This window comes from Polaromonas sp. A23 (genome assembly GCF_002001015.1).
In the GTDB taxonomy this organism is placed as follows: Bacteria; Pseudomonadota; Gammaproteobacteria; order Burkholderiales; family Burkholderiaceae_C; genus Polaromonas.
The window spans coordinates 13,412-37,196 of sequence record NZ_MUNO01000001.1 but is presented as its reverse complement, the minus strand read 5'-3'; the positions used below and the strand labels follow the sequence as shown (position 1 = coordinate 37,196).

The following is a 23,785-nucleotide window of genomic DNA, read 5'->3' as shown; positions in this document are numbered from 1 at the left end:
AGCCATGATTCGTCGCCTCTTGCGTGCCCTGCCTAGGGCGGTCTCGTTTTACGACGGCTCGCTCTGGCGTACCGTGTGGCGTGCGCTGGTCTTGCTGCGTCGGCACGGCTGGCGTGGTGTCCTGCTGCGCGCACGGCTCCTTAATGTCCTTCCCCCGCCACGCCAAGAACTCGACATAGCGCCCAGCGATCTGTTTCATTGTCAAGAGGTGCCGTGGCCCGGAGGAGCACCCAAGGTTTCAGTCATCGTGCCTTGCTTCAACCACGCAGCTTACCTGCCTGATCGACTGGACTCCATCTTTGCGCAAGGCTACCCGAACCTGGAAGTCATCCTGTTGGACGATGCATCGACCGACGGCAGCCAAGCCATCTTGCAACGCTACGCCCAACGGCCCGAGGTTACGCATTGCGTGCTCAACACCGGCAATTCGGGGAGCGCTTTCCGGCAGTGGAGACGAGGTTTACAGCTGGCCACAGGGGACCTGGTTTGGATCGCAGAAAGTGATGACTACTGCGACAACAATTTTCTGCAGGAAGTGCTGCGCTGTTTTTCCAATCCAGCCGTGCGACTGGCCTTTGCGCGCACCACTTTCGTACGCGGCACGCCACCTGTCGAGATTTGGAGTTCCGAGGAGTACTTGGGTGATCTGGGGTTAGGGCTGTGGTCGCGCCCCTTCACCATGGCCGCGCACAGCTTGGTGAAGCTGGCTTGGAGCCGCAAGAACATTCTTCCAAATGTCAGCGCGGCTGTGTTTCGTCATCCTGGTCAGTGCAGCTTGCTTGAAGATCCACAATGGCAATCCCTGCGCGCTTGTGGCGACTGGTTGCTCTATCTGCACCTGGTGCGTGGTGGCTTGGTGGGGTACACCCCGAAAGCCACCAACTTTTATCGACAGCACGAGGGAAACACATCCGTTAGCTTCCAAGCCCAGCCCGAGTACTACCGCGAGCACGCACTAGTGGCCCAGCATATGGTGCAGCTTTACCGACTGGAAGATGCCGATCTGCAGCCGCTGAGGGCACAGCTTTTGCGCCAATGGCGGCAACATCATCCTTTAGCGCCAGAACATGAGCTTGATGGGCTGTTCGCGCTAGCCCCGATTCTGGTGCATGGAGCGCGGCGTCAGCCGAATGTGCTGATGGCGCTGTTCGCATTCGCGGCAGGTGGGGGCGAAACTTTCCCCATTCAGCTGGCCAACTTGCTGTACTCGCGCGGCTATGCCATCACACTACTGGACTGCCAGCTGGCTGAGACCGAGCCCGGCATACAGGCCCAAGTACATCCGGGCATCGCTATCCTGCGCTTGGACAAGCCGTACTTGATTGGGCGGGCATTGCGCGATATGGGGATAGAGCTAGTGCATTCGCATCACGCATCTGTGGACATGATGATGCACAACCTGCTTTCGATGTATCCGGAAATTGTGCGTATCATTTCTCTTCACGGCATGTATGAACTCATGTCCACCGCACAACAACGTACAACGTTACGTCGGCTCGACGGCAAAGTGGATGCATTTGTTTACACGGCAGAAAAAAACCTACAGGCCTTCACTCCCGATTTCCAGGCACGCCATCGGTTCACCCGCATTGACAATGCGCTGGAGCGCCGCCCGTTTCACCCCACATGCCGTTCCGCGCTGGGCATCTCCGATGCGGACTTTGTGTTTTGCATGGTGGCTCGCGCTATTCCAGAAAAGGGATGGGAAGAGGCCATCGCAGCCACCCAGCTGGCGAATACGCGCAGCCACCGCCGCATCCACCTGCTTCTTATCGGCGAAGGCCCCGAGTTGAGTCGCTTGCGGCCCCAACACGTGCTGGATACCTGTGTGCATTTTGTCGGTTTTCAGGCCCACGTGCGAGACTACTTCGCAATGGCCGATATGGGTTTACTGCCCTCCCGCTTCAGAGGTGAAAGCGCTCCGCTTGTACTCATCGATTGCCTGTTTTCCGGCCGCCCTTTGCTGGCCAGCGACATAGGCGAAATACGCACCATGCTCGCAGGTCCGCAAGGGCTTGCTGGTGAGTTGTTTGCACTGACAGACTGGACGATTCCCGTCGCCGTACTCAGCGACCACATGCTTGAGCTAGCCAATGATCTTTCTCGATATGCCGCCCTGCGTAACCGTGTCGACGCTGCAGCGGCAAAGTTTGATCCGGATCGAATGGCCGAGCGTTACGAGCAGGTTTATGCCGAATCCCTGCAAGGTAGGCGCATCGCATCCCCATAAGCCGTCGCAAACTCTGCACCGCCCCTTCGAAGCACACCGCTACCGGAGATGCGGTATCCCGTATTTCCAGAGCAGTGCCAGCTTACGTGGAAATCGTGTGAACGCGAGGCCATAGTCTCTGGCCGTAATGCGCCCGCATTGCTGCAGGTTCTTTCGTTTTTGGCACAGTTGAGCCCGCATTTTCCATACATGCTTCCACGCTGGCCACTGCACCTGCAACCCATAGTCGAGGCTGGCGCGCGCCAAGCACAGCGCCAGAGTTTCCAACAGACATAGCATCAGATGCAGCGGCAACAGCCACGCCAGCCGCATACCGGGTGACATCAGCAACATCACCTGCAGCTTGTTGCGCTCTGACAAATACCTGCGCCTGAATGTACTGTTCAAGCGATGGCCTTGCGGCTTATTGCCGCCAAAGCTCGCTCCCTGTACATGGCGGTAGCCCGACACGGGAAGCACCTGTACCGCGTACCCCGCCCAGCGCGCTTGGCAACAAAGATACATATCCTCCGCAATCGAGCCGAACCACTCTGGAAAACCGCCCAATTCTTCCCAAATATTTCGCGGTATCCAGAAGCAGGCGCCAATCACCATGGCCACATCCCGTCGCTGCGGATTCAAATTGGGTACCGGGTTGTAGAACGGATCCAGCAAGCAGCCGCGGTCGACGATGCAACCGATGGTGGCATCAAACTGAGGTAGAGTGAAAATCGACGGTTTACCTAGGCAAGTGGCTTCTTCCAACAGTGTTTTCAAGGCATCCGGATACAGCGCCGCATCGTTATTGAGCAGCAGCAGGTATTGGCCCTTGGCTTGGGCTGCCATGCGATTGTTGGCGACGCAAAAGCCAACATTGTTCGCACTGACAATGAGTCTCACCTCCGGGTAGTGATCGCGAATGTACATTGCCGACCCGTCGCTTGATGCATCATCATGGACCAGAATTTCCACGCAAATTTGCCCTTCCTGTTTCAGTACCGACTGCAAGCACTCGTCGATCACATCCATGCCGTTGTAATTGGCAACGCAGACAGAAATCAGGGGAGCAACGACGGTCATGTACGCTGCAGCCATGCCCAAGTGCCCGCCACGCCGTCCACCAGCGCAACACCGGGTTGCCAACCCAGTCGTGCATTCAGGCAACAACTATCCAGCACAACACTGCGAACATCTATGCCTCTTGCTGGTCGGTACATGGTCTGCAGGGCCTTTCCGCACACCTGCTCGACGATGGCTTTAACCTGATTCACGCTGTAACCGATACCACTGCCTAGGTTATAGGTACCAGAATCATCTGCCAACTGGATCAATCGCGTGCTCGCTTCCACGACATCACCGATGTAAATGAAATCTCGCACATTTTCCCCGTCGCCCCAAATTTCCAGCGGGGTGCCCAAGCGTGCGGTTTCGAGCATGGTGCGGATCAGGCCGAAGCCGTGGCGCATGGTCTGCCCCGGCCCGTACGCATTGGAGAGTCTAAGAATGGTAACGGCGTGGCCTCTGGCACGGAATGCATGGCAGAAAGCCTCCTGCGCAACTTTGCCGGCACCGTGAGGGGAGAGCGGGTTCAGCGGGCTGTCTTCTGCCACGGGGACTGCTGCAGGGTTTCCGTAAACAGTGCCCCCGGAAGAAAAGAAAATCAAACGGGTTTTTGGCTGCGCCTGCAGCAACTCGAGCAACCGCAAGGTCAAGGCTAGATTGGCCAACTCCAAGCCAGGGTGGACAGCAGATGATCCTGGCGTGGTACCAGAGGCCAAATGAACCACTGTGCCGCATTGAGGCAGCAAACGGGCGAGCAACTCGCCGTCATGACGGCCAACAACATGAACTGGTATTTTTTCCTGATGCAGGCGCGTGGCCAGCGCACTGCCAATGAAGCCACCACCGCCCAGCAACAATACGCCGCCGCGGCTCACAGTTTGGCCTCCAGCAGGCTTTTGTAGGCATCGGCGTAGCGGACAGCACAGTCGTCCCACGAGCCCACCGCTTCTTTAGCCCATTGACGTGCAGCTTGGCCAACTTGCTGATTTTTCGTGAGCTCTTCGAGCCAATTCAGGCCCTGACCCAATTCGCTGGGCGAGGTCGCAAGCCAACCCGTTTTCTGGTGTTGCAGCAGATTCCGGTGGGCGGGCAGATCAGAGGCGATCACCGGCAGGCCTGCAGCCATGGCCTCCAGCATGACTTGCGGGCGCCCTTCGTCGTGGCGGCTGAGGGTAATCAAACCACAGGCCCGGGGAAACCACTGCTGCTGCAACTCGGCTGGATGCGTTGGCCCGTGGTAGTGCACCCAGGAGGGCAGAACAAGCTGCTCCTGCATCGGGCCAAACAGATGCAGCTGCCGCTCCTGACCGAACACTCCATCGCCCCAGCTGAACAGATCGCCAATCTTGTTTTTGGTCAACCGCGTGATTGCCAACCAATGACGCGTCTTGTCCGGCGGCGGATGACGCGCGACTTCGAACCAGGATGCGTCCACGCCGAACGCAATCGGACGGATTTCGGCCAGGTCACCAAAAGCCCGCTCCAGGGCGGGCCGCATCCAGTCGGCATTAGGGGCGAGGATCGCACGACGTTGCCGCAGCACGGCGCGTAACAAGGCCTTCATGCCGGGCAGGCGCAACAGGCCAAAATCGCTGCCCAGCACCGTTATCAGCGCCGGCGTCGTGGTGCCCCACAAGGGCAAGGCATTTTGAAGCCAGTTGACATGGACGACATCGGCAGGCGTGCGCCGGTAGGCACGCCCCATTCGCACCAGCAAAGTCAGAATGCTCCCTGCTGCCAGTGCTCGCCGGGTACGCAGCAGATGCGCGATGCCGCCTTGTTGCGACAAAGCCTCCAGCCAAAGTGCATCAGCTGGTGTCGTCGCAGCAGCCACATCGGCAGGCAACTCCCCCGGCGGCGCCCAGAGCGAAAGACGGACATCGCTACACCTTGCCAGCGCAGCGGCCTGATCGGCAATAAAACGGCCACGCCAGTCCTGAGGGCTTGTCGGGTAGGAGGTGCTGCTCATCAGGATGTTCAAACGCTTACTTTCTGGATCAATGAGCATCAGTCAACATACATGGACGGTGCGGCTTTTCCGGCAGGTCGCAGCAAGCGCCATTGTGACTTTTCTTTTAAACAGTCAGCCGCCCAGGGCGGCAACTCCACACTATCCACGAAAAGGATGCCACCGGCCGTGATGTTCGCCCATTGTTTACAGTCATTGCCTACGGGGGAATAGGCTTTCGCACCCGTCAAGTATCGGATATAGAGCGCGCGATAGTCGGTCAGTATGACTGTCGATACGTCGGTGGGGCCTATGCTTTCCTTGATCGCACGGCTGGTCGGAGAGGTATCGCGCAATTCCCTGTATCCGAGGCCAAACGCGGACCGCCAGCGGGGTATCCCGTCGGCCGCATAGTTTTCGCGGGTCCTGTATGCCTGGTCCATGCCGGCATACACCAGCAAGCCCAGCAGCAAGACGGCCAGTATCTTGCGGGTATCCAGGGCGCGATCCGAGAATGCGGCATTCACGAAGGGCGTCATGGCAAGAAGAAGAAAGGGAACGGCGATGGCTACCATGCGAAGGTCCAGATCGACCGTGGTCTGGATTCTCCTGGCGTAAAGCAGAAAGAGCAGATACCCCGCCAGCCAGACCATCGGCAACCAGACTTCGGGGGGACGAAGCCATTGCACACCGCTGCGGCGAAACGCTTTGTAAACCACAAAGGAGGCCGCAATGAGTATCGGGATTTCCAGGTTTGCCCTCAGCACCATGCTGAAAGCGAAAAAACAATGCTCGAACAAATCAACGATGATCGCCAGGTCTTCAAGCCATCGATCAACCTTTGGCACTCCCCCGCGAATTGATCCAGAAATGTTTCCGGCCAGTTGCCAGTTGCGAAGCCACAAGGGAAAGGCTATCGCAGCACCCACCAACATCGCGCCGGCAGCATGCCACATCCGCCTGCCCAGGGCCGAACTTGACGCCGCAAGAACCGAAAACCCCAAGATGGGCAAAAAAACCACGCCGGCGTAACGAACCCAGTTGCTGCTACCAACGAGGACGGCTGCGACCGCCAGCCAGAGGAATTTTCCTCCAGATATCCGGTATTTCCAGAAGGCAGCGTAAGCCAGCAACAGCACGGGAATGAACAGGGTCTCGCTCCATGCATGGCCGTAGACAATCATGTTTGTCGGCGTGAACGCATTCACGGTTGCCATGACAGCGGCAATCACAGGACTGCCGGTGACCCTCAAGCAAATCCAGAAAATGGCACAGGTCGTGATCACCAGGAGCACTGGATTGAGCAGCGATGGCACCTCGTCGACAAGGCCACCTTGCAGGCTCAGACCGAAGGCCCACAGGGCCGGATAAGCGGGCGGCCAGTTCAGCAAAGGCTGCAGTTCCGGTGTCTGCGCCATCACGTTGCTTGCCTGCATCGGGTGACCAGCAACAAAATGAAGGGCGGCATCCCGGTAGGTCAAGGAATCCATCGTGTATGCCACTCGCCCACCGGTGGCGTAATGCATCAAACCCAACACCATGACCACTGCGATCACGGCCCAAGCAACATTCCTCATGTTGCGCGACACAGGGGAACGTGTGGGGTTCAAGATCATGGTCAAGACAGGTTTTCCGGAACAGGCGAACGGTGCGAAGCCTCTTGGATTGCGGTCACACTACTCGTGGTCGCTGGTATCAATATTCTTGTAGTGCAAGGCGGAGATTTGCTCGGAAACGATACCGATCAGAAAGGTGAAGACCGCAGAGATGAACAGCAGGGCACTCATGTTGGTAAAGCGGCCGGCCGTCAGGTAGGTGTACAGGTAGTAGGCAAGACCCGTCAGGAAGAAACCCGCGCTGACTGGCAGAAAAAGCTTCTGCGGTGAAAAAAGCGTGCCTATCTTGATGATGATCAGCAGGAAACGCAGGCCGTCTCGCAACGGGTGGATATGGCTGGTGCCGCTAGCCCTGCGCGGCGAATGGATGGAAACATAGGCCACGCCATAGCCGGCGCGGAAAAAGCTCATGGTGATCGTCGTCGGATACGAGAAGCCATTGGGCAAGAGATACAGGAACTGGCGGAACCGGGCTGCACGGACGACCCTGAATCCCGAGGTGAGGTCGGCGATCGGCTGCATCACCATCCAGCTGGCGAAGCGACTGAAGATGTCGTTGGCGGCGGCACGATGCAGGCCGGCTTGGGAGCCAGCCTGCCGCGCACCCACAACCATGTCATAGCCCTTGTTGAACTCATCGAGCAGGCCGGGAATGTCTTCCGGTCGATGCTGGCCGTCGGCATCCATGAAAACAATCACCTCTCCGAGCGCAGCCCGGGCGCCAGTCTTGATGGCTGCGCCATTGCCTTTGGGATAGTGGTGCCGCAGATGTTTGACCCGGTGCTCGGCGCATGCTGCGGGGGTGTCATCGGTAGATCCGTCGTCGACCACAAGCACCTCCGCATCGGGCATCAGGGCCAGGATGCGGGGAAGGATGGCTCGCAATCCGGCCGCTTCGTTTCTGGCCGGGAGGACAATGGAAAGGCGGGCGATGTGGGGCATTGGCAGGCGATCGGTTGGCGTCAATGTGCCGTCATGTTAAGCGTAGCGAGCAGCTCATCCAACGTCTTTCGCTCGTCGGCAGAAAAATATCCATTGCTCAACGCCTGGAGCAGTTGCCGTGCCTGTACACGTTCTCCGGAGATCATGAGCAGTTGGGCCCATTTGAGGCGATTGCTCTGATTGGAGGGATTCAGTGCCAGTGATTGCCCCAGCGCGCTTCGTGCTGCGACGACGTCGTGCTCATGCAGCCACAGATAATCGGCATGCCAGGAGTGCAAAATCGCCTGGATCCCGGGCGATACCCCGGGGTTAGCAAGCGCCGCGGCAAACACAGCATCCGTTTCCGGCCGGCTCAGGCACACTGAGCCGGCAATCGACATCTCCTTCAGGTTGTACAGGACGCCGGTGTCGCCCGGTGCAAAGGGCGTCTCTCGCAAGCGGCGTGACAACTCATCGATGTCCGCCTGTTTTGCGGGTAAACCTGCCTGGCAGTTCAGGTGGATCAGCCCGAGCCAGTTCATCTTGAGATTCGGGTCAAGTTCGCCGGCCATTTCGTAATGCGTGCGAGCGAAAGCGTAGGTCGGTGAATTCCGCGAAGCCGCACCCGGCAGCCCGGCCAGGGTGAGCCCCGCCTCGTGCTGGGCCCGAGCCGATGTTCGGTGATGCTGTGCTTCGATCTGGGTACGTCGCACTTCCTCGCCGAACTGATGCGCGCGCAGCGCAGTGACGAGCGAGCAATATCCCAGCGCCGCAGCCATGAGCGTGACGCCAATCGTCTTGCGCGGCCCCTTGCCTTCCAGGGCGCGCATGAACAACCACCCGGCCGCCAGCAGGAGGCCGAAGACGGGAAGGTAATTGCGGTGCTCGTGCACGAGTTCAAGCGGCAACGCGGTGGACTCCAGTGCGTGCCCAATCAGGAACCAGGAGACGCCGAAGGCGACGAGGGGCGCACTTCTTCGCGTCCGCCATGCAAGCAGGATCAAGCCGACGAGACCCAGCAGCGCGGGAAGTGTGGTCCACGGAGAGAACAGGCCTCTGGAAACCACGAAATCGTCGTGGTACAGGCCCAACGCCTCAATGTCCGGGGCAACGATCAGATCGAGATAGAACCAGAGTACCCGTCCCTCCGTCAGCAAACGTTCCATCAGCGAAAACGGTCGCAGCAGGTAACCGGCCCACAACCATTGCGCGCGCGGGGATAGTGCATACGCCAGCCCTGCCACCAGGAACAGACCCACCAGGGCCGTCAAGCCACGCGCAAAGCGGTCCAGCTTGCCTGAGAAGCTCCTGCGTACCGTCAGTTCCCAAGCGAGCACAAACACGGGAAACAAGCCACCAGTTTCCTTGCTCAGCAAAGAAAGCGGCCAAAAGAGCCCCCATGCCAACAGGAGCCACGCGACTCCCCTCCAGCTCGTGTTTTCACGTCCATGAATGTGCAGCAGCAGCGCAGCGAGAAGAAAAAAAGCCGACAGACTCGTCATCCGCTGCACAACATGCAGAACCGGAAGCAGCTGGATCGGATGCAGCAGCCACAGCGCAGTCACGGCGCCGGACGCGATCAGGAGATTGGCTTGTTTTGCCGGCGGCCTGACCGAGCCCAGCAGGCGTCGCGTGAGCGCAAATACCAGCAACCCACAGGCAAAGTGGATGGCAAGGTTGGTCGCCTTGAAAGCGAAGGGGTCGAAGCCGCTGAAATAGTGGTTGAAAGCAAAACTCAGTTGGGCCACTGGCCTGCCTGAGGGGCCGGCACCGCCGCTGACCCAGGCCTGGTGGAGGGGCTCTGGAGACAACGTCTCAAGGCGCACACCTTCGGCCAGGAGAATGCTGGGCCCGTCATCAAAAAAAAAGCTGCCCTGCAAACCCGACCAGTAGAGGGCGACAAGGATCATGGCAGCCAAGACTGCCGTGACCAGGATGAGGTATCGGATTCGCGTCATGCGCAAGAAAGAAAAAAGCCCCTTGGCATGGCCAAGGGGCTTTTTATCCCATCAAGCGATCAGAAGTCTTTGCACGAGCTAGGCAGGTATTTCTTGGGAATGGCATTGGCCGTACCATCGGTACCGCAAAGCCAGGCAACCGTACCCGTTGACGTATTGCCACTGCCACGCAAGATCATGGTCTTGCTTGCAGCGCCAGCCAGCCCCGTATCAGTCGAAGCCGTGACAACAATATCACCGATCGTGGTGCTGGTGCCCGTATAGGCCACAGAAGCGACATAGCGTGAAGTTTGAGATTGCACACCCATGGAATTTTGGTTTAAGTCCATCCGGCCTTTCTGAGAGAAGGTCTCAGATACGGCCGTGCGACCCGAAGATGCAGCCAACACAACCTCAGAAACCTTGGCGCGAACCATGTAGTCCTGATATGCCGGCAAAGCCACAGCGGCCAGAATACCGATAATCGCAACCACGATCATCAATTCGATCAGGGTAAAACCCTTTTGCAGAGAACGCTTCATAAAAAGCTCCTTAAATAAATTACAAATAAACCAGAGATGCCCCGAAGCTCCGCAGTTTTCGTGCCAAGTCCCCAAAAGCCTCAAACGGCCATTTTGGGTCAATAAACAGGTGCAAAATTGAATCGCGAGTGGCGGTTTCTGTCAGTCCCCGAGCTTGTGGTGACATTTTTGTCACGTCATTTCTGCCTGCCACCCGCCGACACTGCGTCCTAGCCAATTTTCTGCATCAGCCATGTCGTCATCTCATCGGCGTAGTCGGTATCAATGCCCGCATCCAGAAGCGCCCATTTGAATACGTTTCCCAGCTGCGCTTTTTTATAGGTGTTTAATTTTTGTTGCTGTTTGAACTGGACAATCTGCACCACCATTTTTTCCAGGACATGGTCGACTTTCTTGGCGAATTCCTTATCGCCTTTTTGCGACGCCTTGGGAACTCTTTCCAGGAAAAACTTCGCCAGAGAGTCTCCAAATTTTTTCGCCTCTGCAGCGTCAAACCAACTCAATATCATGTGACCCCCAAGTGTTTTACGCGATTGTGGCATTATAAAAACCCAGGCACAACAAGCTATCAGGCCAAAGGGTAGGCTAAAAATCTTCTCGTTTCTATCACTCCGAAAAGCCGATTTCCCCGGCCTTCGGTTGTTTCCGCTAATCCGACGGCGACGAGGACTACATTCAGGAGTTCGGCCGGACAGGCATCTTTCCGGAGAATCAATGGACACACCGGCTGGCATGGCATCAAATTGAAGAGGCAAGAGATGGGTTTATTTGATCGATTTGCGAAGGCCGGATTTCCTGCAGCCGGGGGCGGCACGCACAAGGCACCGGAGCCTAATCCAAGTGCCGAACAATTGCTTGAGCAAGGCATGCAATTTGAGCAGCAAGGACAGGTGGAGGACGCCCTGCGGTGCTACGAGTCGGCGATTGGCCTGATGCCTGAACTGGCACGCGCTCACTTCAATCGGGGCACCATTTTGCTGGACCGCGGGGATGCGCAAAATGCGCTGGACGCCTTGTCCAAGGCCGTCCAATACAAACCCGATTCGGCGGGTGCCCATTTCAATATCGGTGCTGCCTATGCCCGTCTGGACCGCCATGAGGCGGCTGTGTCCGCCTATCAACAGGCGCTCACCCTGAAGCCGGATTTCGCAGAGGCGGAGATGGCCTTGGGGGCGGCACTGGAAGAACTTGAACAGCAGGAGGCGGCAGCTGCGAGTTATCGTCGCGCTCTCGCGGTCCAGCCCGACTACGCCCAAGCTCATCACAAGCTGGTCGGTATCCTGAAAAGTCTCGGCCGCCTCGATGAGGCCTCGGACTGCTACCGTCGCATGCTGGCATTTGACCCCACCAATGTTGAGCTACTCAACCAGCTGGGAGCCGTTCAGAAAGATCAGAAACAATTCCAGGCGGCAGCGACCAGTTTTCGCCAGGCACTGAAGCTCAACCCGCAAGATGCTTTGGCGCACAACAATCTCGGGGCCACGTTGCGCACTCTTGGGCAGCTGGAAGCTGCCGTCGAGAGTTATCGCCAGGCCTTGAAGATCAGACCGGATTTCCTCGAGGCCCATCACAACCTCGGGAACGTTTTAGCCACGATGGAACAGCCCGATCTTGCGCTGGCAAGTTATCGTCGTGCGCTTGAGATCAACCCCAATTTCGCTGAATCGCTCACTGGCATGGGTTCTGTCTTTCACACGCTTGGGCGATTTGACGATGCAGTGGCAAGTCATCAGCAGGCAGTGAAACTGAAGCCCGACTATGCGAATGCCCACAGCAATCTGGGAATTGTTTTACAGGATCTTGGCCAGCTTGAAAGCGCACTCAAAAGTACGCGCCGTGCGCTGGAAATCAACCCTGACTTTTGCGAGGCATACAACAGCCTGCTTTTCATGCACAACTATCTGGCAGACCAATCCCCCCTTGATCTGCGGTCTGAAGCCGAACGCTATGGAGATATGGTTGCCCGCCACGCGCGCCCAAAGCTGTCCTGGGAAAACACGCCCGACCCAAGCCGAAGCCTGCGCGTGGGCCTGGTGTCGGGGGATTTTTGTGACCATCCGGTCGGCTATTTTTTGGAAGGAATCCTGGCGGCCTTGGCATCGTCAGCTCTGCCACTGCAATTGTTTGCCTACCCAACACGCGCGTGTGACGACACGATCAGCCAAAGAATCAAAGCGGCCTGTACCGGGTGGCACCCGGCGGCAGGACTTTCCGATGAGGATCTGGCCCAGAAAATTCACGACGACCGGATTGATATCCTGATGGATCTCTCCGGACATACTGCACACAACCGCTTACCGGTTTTTGCGTGGAAACCTGCTCCAGTGCAAGTGTCCTGGCTAGGTTATTTTGCGACTACCGGGGTGGCTGCCATTGACTACCTCATTGCAGACCCGTGGACCTTGCCAGCCAGCGAAGAACGCAGTTTTACGGAGAAGATCTGGCGCCTGCCGGAGACAAGACTTTGCTTTACTCCGCCGGATGCGGACGTTACTGTCTCGCCTCTTCCGGCGCTCTCGAATGGCTACGTCACCTTCGGCTGCTTCAATAACCTGACCAAGATGAACAATGCAGTCGTTGCGCTGTGGGCCCGCATCTTGAAGGAGGTGCCGGGTAGCCGGCTTTTCCTCAAGGCCCGACAATTCAAGGAGGCTTCGGAACAGCATGAGGTCGTGGCTCGCTTCTCCGAACATGGTATTGAAGCCGGACGGCTGATTCTGGAAGACTATGTTCTGCGCGAGAGCTATCTGGCAACGTACCAACGGGTAGATATCGCCCTGGATCCTTTTCCTTACCCCGGTGGCACGACGACAGTGGAGGCCTTGTGGATGGGCGTACCCGTGCTGACACTGGCGGGTGAACAGTTTTTGTCGCGTCAGGGCGTTGGCCTGTTGATGAACGCCGGATTGCCCGACTGGATCGCGACGGACGCTGATGACTATCTCGCCCGCGCTGTGTCGCATGCCAGCGATTTGCAACGCCTGGCTAGGCTGCGGGCTGGTTTGCGTCTACAGGTGCTTGCCTCGCCTATCTTCGATGCGCAACGCTTTGCAGTGCAGTTTGCAACTGCCCTGCGCGGCATGTGGCGGGTTTGGTGTAAGCAGAATGTCGGACACACAGCGGCACATTGAGGAGGTAAGAGATGGGGCTATTTGATCTATTTGTGAGATCCGGACGTCCTGCCGGCGGAGACGACGCACATGAAATGTTGAACTCCGGACAATCCGCTGAGCAATTGCTTGAACAAGGCATGGAACTTCAGCAGCAAGGACAGATGGAAAAAGCCTTGCAGTGCTACGAATCGGCGGTTCGCCTGATGCCTGAATTGGCGCGCGCACACTTCAATCGCGGCAACATCCTGCTCGACCGCGGCGACGCGCAAAATGCGCTGGACGCCTTCGCCAGGGCCGTTCAATATAAACCGGATTCCGCGGGCGCACACTTCAACATGGGGGCGGCCTATGTAAGACTGGATCGCCATGAGGCTGCCGTGTCCGCCTATCGACAGGCGCTCACACTGAAGCCGGATTTCGCAGTGGCAGAGATGGCTCTGGGAGCGGCATTGGATGAGCTTGGACAGCATGAGGCGGCAATTGCGAGTTATCGCCGTGCTCTCGCGATCCAGGCTGATTACGTCGAAGCTCATCACAAGCTGGTCAATGTCCTGCTACGACTGAACCGACTTGATGAAGTCGCAGCCTGCTACCGTCGCATGCTGGAGTTTGACCCCAAGAATGTTGAGCTACTCAACAACTTGGGGCTGATCCTGAGTGACCTCGGGCATCTGCGCGAGGCTGTTGACTGCTTCCGTCGTGCCGTGCAACTTGAACCGGATTTTGTACCGGCACTCGGCAATCTCGGCAACGCATTAATGGGGTTACGCTTGGTCGGCGATGCGATGTCATGTTATCGCCAAGTACTGGCGATCGATCCTGGTAATGCGGAAGCGCATAACAACCTAGGAAATGTTTTCAAAGACTTTTCTCACCTGGATGAGGCACTTGCAAGTTACCGCAGCGCACTGACTATAAATCCTGATTTTTCTTGCGCACATAGCAATCTTTTGCTGGTCCATAATTTTCTGGCCGACCAGTCGGCTGACGAATTGCTCACTGAGGCTCGCCGATTTGGTGAGAGTGTTGCGCGACTCGCCCCGCCACCGGTCGCTTTGCAGAACTCTGCAGATGCTGAGAGGTGTCTGCGGGTAGGCTTTGTATCAGCGGATTTGCGCTCGCACCCGGTTGGCTTCTTCATTGAAGGTGTGCTGGCCGCGCTGTCCACCCAAGCACACGGCCGGCTGGAACTCTACGCGTACTCCAACTCCCCGACTTGTGACGAGGTGACTGAGCGGATCAAGCGTCATCTTCATGGATGGCATGCAGTGGTTGATGAGCCCGATCCATTGCTGGCCCAGCGAATCCGCGATGACGGGATAGATATCCTCATTGACCTTTCCGGACACACCGGAATGAACCGCTTGCCTCTCTTTGCATGGAGATTGGCCCCGGTGCAAGTTAGCTGGTTGGGCTATTTCGCAACCACCGGAGTGGCGGCTATCGACTACCTCATTGCCGATCCGTGGACGCTTCCTGAAAGCGAAGAGAAAAACTTCACCGAAAGGATCCTGCGATTGCCGGAGACCCGGCTTTGCTTCACCGCACCGACACTGGATCTGGATGTCGGTCCCCTTCCGGCGCCCAGCAATGGCTACTTCACTTTCGCCTGCTTCAACAACTTGGCCAAGATGAACGACGATGTTGTGACCTTGTGGGCTCGGATACTTCACGCCGTCCCTGGCAGTCGTCTGCACCTCATGGCACCCCAGCTCAACGAGGACGCTCTACAGCGAACGGTGGTTGACCGTTTCGCCGCGGTCGGCATTGATGCGGGACGACTGAATATGCAAGGATCCGTCCCCCGCGCCGACTACCTTGCGACCTATCAGCAGGTGGATCTCGCCCTCGATCCTTTTCCCTACACAGGGGGCACCACGACGGCCGAAGCCTTGTGGATGGGTGTCCCAGTGTTGACGCTGGCGGGAAAAAGTTTTCTGTCGCGGCAGGGAGTTGGCTTGCTGATGAACGCCGGATTGCCCGACTGGATTGCCGATGATACCGATAACTACCTGAAACGCGCGGTATCGCACGCCACGGATTTGCCCCGCCTGGCCTTGCTGCGCGCCGGATTGCGAGAACAGGTGCTATCTTCGCCGGTCTTTGACGCCCCGCGCTTTGCGGAGCACTTCGAGTCCGGCCTGCGCGGCATTTGGCAGGAATGGTGCGCGGAGCAGCGTGGCCCGGGCTCCTGACGCTGTGGTTGGCCTATCGACCGATCAGACGTAAGACGGCTGCGTAGTCATTCTCAACCAGGTTCAAATGGTCATCGATCCTGGGCTGAAAGGTGTCCAGTTCGAATTCCATTGCCTGGCTGCAGATGAGTTCAAAGTCATTCCAGAGCGCATTCGAATCCGGATTCAGACCCGTGATCACGCCCAAACCACTCGGGTATGTCGGGATCGTGAATATTTTGAGATCCGGTCTGAATTTTTGAAGAATCAGCATCACCTTCCAGGTGTCACCAACCCAGAATCTCGTGTTCCGATCCCTTCGTGCGGTTTCCGGAACGACAGGAAAAATGTCATGAAACAACACGACCGTTTCGGCATCCGAAAACTTCTCGATATTCATGAAATCTTTTAGCGCTTGATCGAAGGTATGCAGCCCGTCGATGAAGGCCAGGTTGGCGCTTTTGGCATCCAGCACTTGCCGAAGGTCATGGTTTGCAAAGAAGTCATCGCTGGGAAGTTGATAAAGCTTGACCCAGGCTTCCTGTGGGTGGACTATCTGAAGCGCCGGGTCGACTCCAACCGCACGCGTTGGCGAACGGGCGAACTGAAGCGATTGTCCGGACTCGACACCAATTTCCAAGTATGAGGCTGGTTTTAACGTAGCATGAAACCATATAAGCCAGTCGAGATACGTGGGCCCAGGAAATCGTTTCTCCACCGCAGCAATGCATTTGCCAAACTCAATTTCCGACAGCAGGTGGTGCGCTTCCGCATCTTCCGGGAAGCGTGCCAAGGCATCAGCGCAGAGTTTTTCGGCGGCCGCAATGTCTTTCGATTTCAATTTGGCATGACCGAGTTCCAATAGTTCCGCTAACAAATTTTGTTCAGAATTCTGAAGCAAGGTATTGGGGCGGTTTTTGCCAAAAAACAAATCTTTAAGCACATTCGACAGTATGGACAAAGCTCTCTCCTGATAAATCTTTCTGCTCTTCAAACAACAAACAGTCCCAGCAACTACCAGCCATCGGAGCAACCCAGGTTCGTACGCATTATGGTTGGGAATATGAGCACCCCGATGCACGGAATGCCCGTAGGAATGCTATCGCTCATCATTGGACTGTGAGCCGACTGAAGGAAACCGTAACTGACCTCATCAGGGTTTCAACAGCTCAAAGTGATGGTAGTTGAGGTGCTGCCAGCGTTTGGCAGAAATAGCGTTTTGCCATTCTCGTCACTTGATGCACACCGACCGGACCATTTTCAAATCGGTCAGTCCCATCAAAACCTTTTCCATGCCATCCATCTTGAGTGTATGCATGCCACTGTTAACCGCTGAAGAAAACAGCTCAGCAACTCTTGCCCGCTCCTGGATCAGCTTTTTGGCCGCATCGTCGGCAATCATCAATTCATGCAAACCGATACGGCCTTTATAGCCGGTCTGGTTGCATTTGTCGCATCCTACTGCTCGGTACATGGTGAGTTGGCCATCTTTGCCGTACCGTTCTACCCAATCGTCCAGCAGCTTCTGCGCCTCACCGCCAGGATCTGTCTTCCAGGCATCCGTACCCCGCAGTTCCTCAGAATACTCCTTGATGAAGTCCTTGACCTCCTGCGCCGCCGGCAGGTAGGCCTGCTTGCAATCGCATAATTTTTTGGCCAAGCGCTGGGCAAGGATGCCCAGCAAGGCGTCAGCAAAATTAAACGGATCCATCCCCATGTCGAGCAGGCGCGTGATGGATTCTGGTGCCGAGTTGGTATGCAACGTCGAAAACACCATATGACCTGTCAGCGAGGCTTCCACACCCATCGAAACGGTTTCCTTGTCCCGCGATTCGCCGACCATGATGATGTCGGGATCGGCGCGCAGAAAGGCGCGCATGACCAACGCAAAGTCGATGCCCGCCTTTTTGTTGATCTGAACCTGACGCAGACCTTTTTGCGTAATCTCCACGGGATCTTCTGCGGTCCAGATCTTGGTATCCGGCGTGTTCAGGAACTTCAGGATGGAGTGCAAGGTGGTGGTCTTGCCCGAACCCGTCGGACCACAGACATAAAAGAGTCCGTAGGGCTTGGAAACGGTTTTTTCCAGCCGCTCCTTGTTGTGCGCCGTCAAACCCAGCTTTTCGAGCGGGATAGGCTCGCCTGCCGCGAGAATCCGCATCACGACATCCTCGACCCCACCCGCCGAAGGGATGGTCGCAACACGCAGTTCAATGTCCAGCGGCCCATATTTTTTGAACTTAATTTTTCCGTCCTGCGGCTTGCGCTTTTCGGAAATATCCAGATCGCACATGATCTTGAGCCGTGTCACCATCGCCTGCCGGAACTGGGCAGGAACTTCGATGTAGGGCAGCAAGGTACCGTCAATGCGAAAGCGTATGCCGGTTTTGGCTTTGCCCGGCATGGGTTCTATGTGTATGTCTGACGCCTTCTGTTTGTAGGCGTCAATGATCACCTTGTTGACAAACTTGACCAGCTCATTGTCGGCCGCGGCGGACTCCAGGCTGGAATCATCATTGGCGTCATTTTCGAGCGGTGAATCCATGTCAGCCAGCAGCTGGTCAATGGAACCACCTTCGTTGCCCACACCAAAAAGCTGATTCAGGGTTTCTTCAAATTCGGTCTGCGTGGTCACGCAGTAGGCAAATTTGCTGATTTTCGGGAACACTTGCGGAACAACCCTGGCGCCTCGTATGGCCTCCGGGTCAACACACATGATGACCAAGCCTTCGGGCGTTTCTTCCAGTGGCATCCAGCTTTGTTGTTCGACAAAATGCCTCTTTAGCGACCCATGCAACATTTCAGAGCGTATGCGACCCGCGTTGAACGCTTCGTACGGAACGCCAAAAAACTTACTTAAGGACGCACCCATCTGCGCCGGGCGGATACGGTAGTCGGCCATGAGAAGGTGCTCTACCGATTGACCTTCTTCGCGCGCTTTCTGGATGCATTGCTCCAACTCGGCCTGAGTCAGCACGCCTTCTGCCACCAGGCCGTCATATTTGGTTGCCCTGCGTCGCAGGCCGTCTTCGGCCCTTTGCATCCGCTGCCGGATAGCAATCCCCAGGGTCTGGCACAACTGCTGGGCGCCATCCTCCTCCAGCTTGGCAAACGGCTGATCGCTACGATTGTTGATGACCTGCAGAACGCCATAAAGAGTGCTGCCGTCCATCACAGGGGCGACCAGCATCTGTTTGGTCCGATAACCAGAGCGTTTGTCAACTTCCTGCAGAAAGCTCAGGCCGGGATGAATTTTCTTGAGCGCCTCGTCGTCGTAGACGTCAGCGATATTGAGCATCTGTTTTGACATCGCCACATAGCCTGCAATGCTTTGGGCGCTGATGGGAAGCTTCAGGTCGCGGCTGGTATTCAAACCGGTCTTGACTTTGGAGATGATGGAAGTGCGGTCCTCATTGACCGCATAAAGCGTCAACCTGTCGGCATTGAACAACTTGCAGATGTCCTGGCTTGCCTCCAGCATGATCTGGTCAATGTTTTCGGTTTCATGAATGCGGTTGGTGACCAGCTGCAGCTGGCGAAAGTACAACGCCTCAAAAGTCACACCCCGTTCCTGGGGAGGCAGCATTTGCGAGTCAAAAAACTCGTCTTCATGGTCTCGCTGTGCAACGGCATTCATAATTCAAACTCCTGGCCCGCACGCAACCAGCGTATGTCATGCGTGACATTCGGACCAAATGGCGCTGTCTGATCGAAGCGCTGAATTTCGGCCATGATCAGGTCCGTCTCCGCCGGCTTGGTGTGGGTAATATAAATAGGATAGTTTTTTCCTTTGTCGATACAGTCAAGCTCGCTGGCCAATGCATGAGGCGACAAATGCAGGCTGCGCTTGGCAAGATCCCGTTCACGATTGCTGAATGCTGTTTCGATCACCAGCATCGCAACGTTGAGCTGGTTGATACGGGCCCACAACGCCGGATTACGTTCGGTGTCTCCTGTGAACACCCAGCAACCCGCACCGGTAGCCACTGCGTAACCCACCGCCGGCACGGTATGAACTGCCGGTAACACCTCAATGTATTTTCCTGCAAGCAACAAGGTTTGCCCAACAGCCAAGGAGTGAAAGCTCACAAACGGCGCTTCCGGGGTGGGAATTCTTGAGAAATCGGGCCAGATGGTGTTGTTGAAAATATGTGCTCTCAGCGCATCAATCGTGCCCTGCAAGGCGTGAATCTGGATAGGCGCCGTCCGTTGGGAGGCAATGGCGTCCACCATCAATGGCAGAGCCGCCACATGGTCCAGGTGGGAGTGGGTCAACAACACATGATCAATGCCGCGCATCTCTTCGAGCGTCAAATCACCTACTCCGGTGCCGGCATCAACCAGCACGTCGTGATCAAGCAAAAAAGACGTGGTCCGGCAGCCTTTGGCAATGGCTCCGGAGCAGCCGAGTACGCGTACTTTCATGGTCTTTTTTGGCTTGATGCCCCGTCAGGGCCGGGTTATTTGGTTTCGAAGTTTGTAGCCCCGTCCCATTCGGGATCAAACGGCAGCAACCTCATTGAGGCTACACGTTCGGCATATAACCGGTAAAGGTACTTTTGCGCATTCATGCGCTGTAAATTGAGCAAATGCACGTCGCAATCGTCCCAAGACTGCTCCCGATAAGCCTTGAGTGCAAGTGTCCATTCCTTAAGCTCGGCTGCAATTTGCTTATCGAGTTGCCCCAAAGCGACCACGGGGGAGAAAATAGCAACCGCTTGGTCTTTGCCCTTGACGCGAACCTTATCGAGCTCCTGCCACGCAAATTCAGTTGCAAGCTTGCGCGTGGACTCGCTGGCCACCGTATCGGCGCCATAGGTCTTGCAAAGACCCTCCAGGCGCGAGCCCAGGTTGACCGCGTCGCCGATAACGGTATAACTGCGCCGAATATCGGAGCCCATGTCCCCCACACACATGCTACCGGTGTTCAGTCCGATACCTATGCCGATTTCAGGGAGCCCCTTGGCGCGGTGCTCCGCGTTGAGCTGCCGCATCGCTTGCACCATTTCAAGCGAGGTCTTGACAGCAAAACCGGCATGTTCCGGGGTATCAACAGGTGCCCCCCAAAAAGCCATCACGCAATCGCCCATGTATTTGTCGATGGTGCCGCGGTTGCTCCGGATCAAATCGGTCAACCTGCTGAAGACACTATTGAGCAGAGCCTGCAGCTGCGTCGGCTCCATGGTCTCTGACATTCTGGTGAAGCCCCGCATGTCACAAAACATCACCGTCAGCTCTTTGGCCGAAGCTTTCATGCTGTAGCTGTCGGGGTCCTTGACCATCTCATCGACCAGCTCTGGCGGTACATAAGTGCCAAACAGGTTGGCCAATTCACGCTTCGAACGGCTTTCGACGAAATAGCCATAACTCATGTTCAGCGCGAACGCCGTAAGCGCCATTACCATCGCTGTCGCCAGGGGCAATACGAGCCCGTACGCCGAATACAGCCAGAAGTTCAAGCCCGCCAGGCCAACAATGACAGCCACACTGGCCGCTACAGCCTTGGGCGCAGACAACATGGGTAATGCGAAGGCCAAGATCAGTCCCGACAGAACCAGAATGACCACTTCAAAGCCAACGGCGTAGTCGGGCTTGACGAACACCCTGCCGTCAAGGAATCCGGAAATGACGTTGGCGTGGGTTTCAACACCGGGGTAGGTTTCTCCGACGGGCGTAACACGCAAGTCCAGCAGGCCTGGCGCAGTGGTACCCAGCAAAACAATTTTGTCTTTTAACTGGCCCGGCGCAACTTTCTGGGTCAACACGTCAGATGCAGAAATATACCGGTAAGACCCACCCCCAGCCCCCCCTGGGCCGCGAAACGGAACCAAGGTAGCCACCCGATCATCCACAGGAATGGCCAGTGTTTTGTCACCCTGCTTGAGCAAGATGCTTTCCAGCCCCTGGTAACTGCGACTGAGGAATTTCTCTCGGGGGAAACCGGGCTCCACGCGTGGTAGCCCCACGAGCATGCGAAACATCGCCAGCGAAAGCGACTCATAGTACTGGCCTTTGTATTCAGCCAGCAACGGAATGGATCGCACCACCCCATCGCCCTCGGTGATCGAATTGAAAAACCCACCCATGGGAGCAGCATTGGCGATGCGATCAATGTTCGCCCCATAGCCATTCCAGGTCGTGAACTTGATCGGTCGCCCCTTGAGCGATTCGTGCTCCATTACCGGCGCCGGCAACACACCATTGACGCGACCGTCCCGATCGCTGGTGAAGTAGTACCCCAGAACAACCGGCCGCTTCTCGACCGACTTTGCGAACACAGCATCGTAGTCAAGACTGCCCTGCAGCTGGTTCAGCTTTTCTGTAAACGCTGGTTGGTCTTTCAGCTCGTTTTGGGCCAATTGCTTGAGGCGCTTGAGGCCAGAGCTGTCGTCCGCCTCGGCAAAAACCACGTCAAACCCAAGTAGAGCCGCCTTCTGCCGATCCAGCAGTTCGTGCACAAGTTCGGCAAGCCGGTCGCGCCCCCACGGCCAGCGGCCAACTTCCGCCAGGCTTTTCTCATCGATATCGACAATGACTATGCGCTCGTCCAGCGTTCTGGACATCGTTGCACGAAGGCGTGCATCGTAAAGAATGTCATCAAGGCGCTGCAAAACATCCATGCGCAACGCGCCGGTAGCATGCAACAAGGCAAGAACCAGCGGAATCAGCGTTACAGCGATGCGAGGCCAGTGCCGGGAGAAAAGTCGCATAGGGCCTCTTGGGGAGCCGCGATTGGGAGTGGTCTTCCAGTCAGGGACAGGAAGACCGCCTGGTCAGCGCTGGACAAACTGCATTTGCGTGCCCGCCAACTCCAGCACATCGCCATTTTTCAGTTGTACAGGCTCAACCCCAATAGGAGCGCCATTAAGGGTTGGCTTGTTGTCGCCCTCGACATGCGCCACAACAAAACCTTGGGGGCGCTTGGTGATGGCCGCAACCGCCACGCCCGGCTTTCCAATGGTCGTGACCACCTTGACCAGAGCCACTTCCCTGCCAGCTGCCGCGCCGGACATGACTTTGATGGCGGCGCTTCCGCCCGAATCGCCCGAGGCTGGCGCCGCCGGCGCTGCTACAGCCCCAGCCGGGGCGACCAAGCCGGCCGAACCTGCCTTGATAATCATGGTCTTCTCAAAGCCAGCGCTGGCAACCTCGTTGACGTACTTGATCTTGTACTTCCCGATTTCAACCGTGTCGCCGTTGTTGAGCTGCTGCTTCTTGACAGCCTTGCCATTGAGATAGGTGCCGTTGGTGCTGTTCAAATCCTCAACGAAAACCTCGTTGCCGGACATTTGCAGAACGGCGTGCTCTCCACTAACGGCCAGGTTGTCAATGACAATGTCGTTATAGGGGCGACGTCCCAAGGACGTACGGTCCTTGGTCAGCTGCACCTCTTTGATCACAACACCGTCAATAGAGACGATCATTTTCGGCATGGCCGACTCCTGTCTGTTTTTAATATCGCACTCAATCTGGCTACTTTCCCAACATCCTGGACAACAAGCCGCGCTTGCCCGAAGTTTCCTTGGCCTGCGCAAGCAGGACTGAAATATTATCCCGTCCGCCTCCGTCATTTGCCGCGACGATCAGTTGCCGGGCCATCGGGTCCAGTGACTTCGACCCCGATAGAATAGCCGCAATCGCCTCGTCACTGATCATGTCAGACAGCCCATCGGAGCACATGAGGTAAATATCACCCAGCTCCACACGGTGTTCGTTGACTTCCAGCAACACCGCATCCTCCACACCCAGCGCCCTCGTCACCAGGTTTTTGTTGACCGAGGTTAGCGCCTGCTCGGGCGTAATCAGTCCCGCATCGATCTGCTCCTGCAACAGGGAATGGTCCTTGGTGATCTGCTCCAGCTGTCCATTGCGCCAACGGTAGCAGCGTGAATCACCGATATGGCCCAGCATCAGGCGGGTGTTCTGGAACACTCCCACCACCAGCGTAGTGCCCATCCCCGAATACTGGGGATTGGAATTGGCAGCGTTAAAAATGGAGTGGTTGGCATTTTCAACACAAATCTCCATGGCACGCCGAACTTCCTTGCTGTTGGCATGCTTACCTGCCTGCGACAACCAGCGACCGAGCTCGGACTTGATGAATGCAGTCGCCATGCCGCTGGCAATTTCCCCCGCGTTGTAGCCGCCCATGCCATCGGCGAGGATGCAAAGGTGAGTGGCGGCGTCAAACGTAACGGAGTCTTCGTTGTTGTCCCGCGTTAGTCCGGGATCGGTCTGGGTGCAAATCTCGTAAATCATCGTA

At 56.7% G+C, this 23,785-nt stretch carries 17 protein-coding genes; 3 read left to right on the top strand and 14 right to left on the bottom strand.

The window, feature by feature from the left end; genetic code table 11:
• The first annotated feature begins 4 nt into the window (after positions 1 to 4).
• A complete protein-coding gene (locus B0B52_RS00140) occupies positions 5 to 2,230 on the top strand; it encodes a glycosyltransferase (RefSeq protein WP_077591575.1) in 2,226 nt (741 codons plus the stop codon).
• Positions 2,231 to 2,269: 39 nt separating this feature from the next.
• On the opposite strand, the gene B0B52_RS00135 is transcribed toward B0B52_RS00140, so the two are convergent.
• The 8 genes from B0B52_RS00135 to B0B52_RS22625 all read right to left on the bottom strand — a co-directional run bounded on the left by B0B52_RS00135 (position 2,270) and on the right by B0B52_RS22625 (position 10,990).
• Entirely contained in the window at positions 2,270 to 3,289 is a 1,020-nt protein-coding gene (locus tag B0B52_RS00135) for a glycosyltransferase family 2 protein (RefSeq protein WP_217349762.1), read from the bottom strand.
• Entirely contained in the window at positions 3,286 to 4,146 is an 861-nt protein-coding gene (locus tag B0B52_RS00130; protein ID WP_168173449.1) for an NAD-dependent epimerase/dehydratase family protein, read from the bottom strand. Before B0B52_RS00130 ends, B0B52_RS00135 begins: the two co-directional genes overlap by 4 nt.
• Positions 4,143 to 5,240, bottom strand: coding sequence for a glycosyltransferase family 4 protein (locus B0B52_RS00125; RefSeq protein ID WP_077591640.1), 1,098 nt, complete (start codon positions 5,238 to 5,240; stop codon positions 4,143 to 4,145). The genes B0B52_RS00130 and B0B52_RS00125 overlap by 4 nt, the downstream gene beginning before the upstream one ends.
• Positions 5,241 to 5,278: 38 nt before the next feature.
• Positions 5,279 to 6,841 carry a hypothetical protein gene (locus tag B0B52_RS00120; protein ID WP_077591572.1) on the bottom strand — a complete coding sequence of 521 codons (1,563 nt, stop codon included), beginning with the start codon at positions 6,839 to 6,841 and terminating at the stop codon, positions 5,279 to 5,281.
• 54 nt (positions 6,842 to 6,895) lie between these two features.
• The gene (locus B0B52_RS00115) at positions 6,896 to 7,777 is read right to left on the bottom strand and encodes a glycosyltransferase family 2 protein (protein ID WP_077591571.1); all 882 of its coding nucleotides are present in this window, start codon (positions 7,775 to 7,777) and stop codon (positions 6,896 to 6,898) included.
• A gap of 20 nt (positions 7,778 to 7,797) precedes the next feature.
• Positions 7,798 to 9,504, bottom strand: a complete 1,707-nt coding sequence (locus tag B0B52_RS00110; RefSeq protein ID WP_254425582.1) for a pilus assembly protein PilF — start codon at positions 9,502 to 9,504, stop codon at positions 7,798 to 7,800.
• Positions 9,505 to 9,773: 269 nt separating this feature from the next.
• Positions 9,774 to 10,235, bottom strand: a complete 462-nt coding sequence (locus tag B0B52_RS00105) for a pilin (protein ID WP_077591569.1) — start codon at positions 10,233 to 10,235, stop codon at positions 9,774 to 9,776.
• A gap of 209 nt (positions 10,236 to 10,444) precedes the next feature.
• Positions 10,445 to 10,990 (bottom strand): hypothetical protein, encoded by a 546-nt coding sequence (locus B0B52_RS22625; RefSeq protein WP_254425581.1) that lies wholly within the window; start codon positions 10,988 to 10,990, stop codon positions 10,445 to 10,447.
• 3 nt (positions 10,991 to 10,993) lie between these two features.
• Here B0B52_RS22625 and B0B52_RS00095 point away from each other — a divergent pair, with 3 nt between their 5' ends.
• Both B0B52_RS00095 and B0B52_RS00090 read left to right on the top strand, forming a co-directional pair.
• The gene (locus B0B52_RS00095; protein WP_254425580.1) at positions 10,994 to 13,366 is read left to right on the top strand and encodes a tetratricopeptide repeat protein; all 2,373 of its coding nucleotides are present in this window, start codon (positions 10,994 to 10,996) and stop codon (positions 13,364 to 13,366) included.
• Positions 13,367 to 13,377: 11 nt separating this feature from the next.
• Positions 13,378 to 15,543 (top strand): glycosyltransferase family 41 protein, encoded by a 2,166-nt coding sequence (locus tag B0B52_RS00090; RefSeq protein ID WP_077591567.1) that lies wholly within the window; start codon positions 13,378 to 13,380, stop codon positions 15,541 to 15,543.
• Between the two features lie 13 nt (positions 15,544 to 15,556).
• Here the strand turns inward: B0B52_RS00090 and B0B52_RS00085 are convergent, their stop codons facing one another.
• The 6 genes from B0B52_RS00085 to B0B52_RS00060 form a co-directional block, all read right to left on the bottom strand.
• Positions 15,557 to 16,483: a class I SAM-dependent methyltransferase gene (locus B0B52_RS00085; RefSeq protein WP_077591566.1), complete on the bottom strand. Its 927-nt coding sequence runs from the start codon at positions 16,481 to 16,483 to the stop codon at positions 15,557 to 15,559.
• A 270-nt stretch (positions 16,484 to 16,753) separates the two neighbouring features.
• Complete coding sequence (locus B0B52_RS00080; protein ID WP_077591565.1) at positions 16,754 to 19,159, bottom strand: GspE/PulE family protein; 2,406 nt, start codon at positions 19,157 to 19,159, stop codon at positions 16,754 to 16,756.
• Positions 19,156 to 19,947 (bottom strand): MBL fold metallo-hydrolase, encoded by a 792-nt coding sequence (locus B0B52_RS00075; RefSeq protein WP_077591564.1) that lies wholly within the window; start codon positions 19,945 to 19,947, stop codon positions 19,156 to 19,158. Before B0B52_RS00075 ends, B0B52_RS00080 begins: the two co-directional genes overlap by 4 nt.
• Before the next feature lie 35 nt (positions 19,948 to 19,982).
• Positions 19,983 to 22,232 carry a CHASE2 domain-containing protein gene (locus B0B52_RS00070; RefSeq protein ID WP_077591563.1) on the bottom strand — a complete coding sequence of 750 codons (2,250 nt, stop codon included), beginning with the start codon at positions 22,230 to 22,232 and terminating at the stop codon, positions 19,983 to 19,985.
• Positions 22,233 to 22,295: 63 nt separating this feature from the next.
• Complete coding sequence (locus B0B52_RS00065; protein ID WP_077591562.1) at positions 22,296 to 22,955, bottom strand: FHA domain-containing protein; 660 nt, start codon at positions 22,953 to 22,955, stop codon at positions 22,296 to 22,298.
• A 40-nt stretch (positions 22,956 to 22,995) separates the two neighbouring features.
• Positions 22,996 to 23,781, bottom strand: coding sequence for a Stp1/IreP family PP2C-type Ser/Thr phosphatase (locus tag B0B52_RS00060; protein WP_077591561.1), 786 nt, complete (start codon positions 23,779 to 23,781; stop codon positions 22,996 to 22,998).
• Positions 23,782 to 23,785 lie beyond the last annotated feature (4 nt).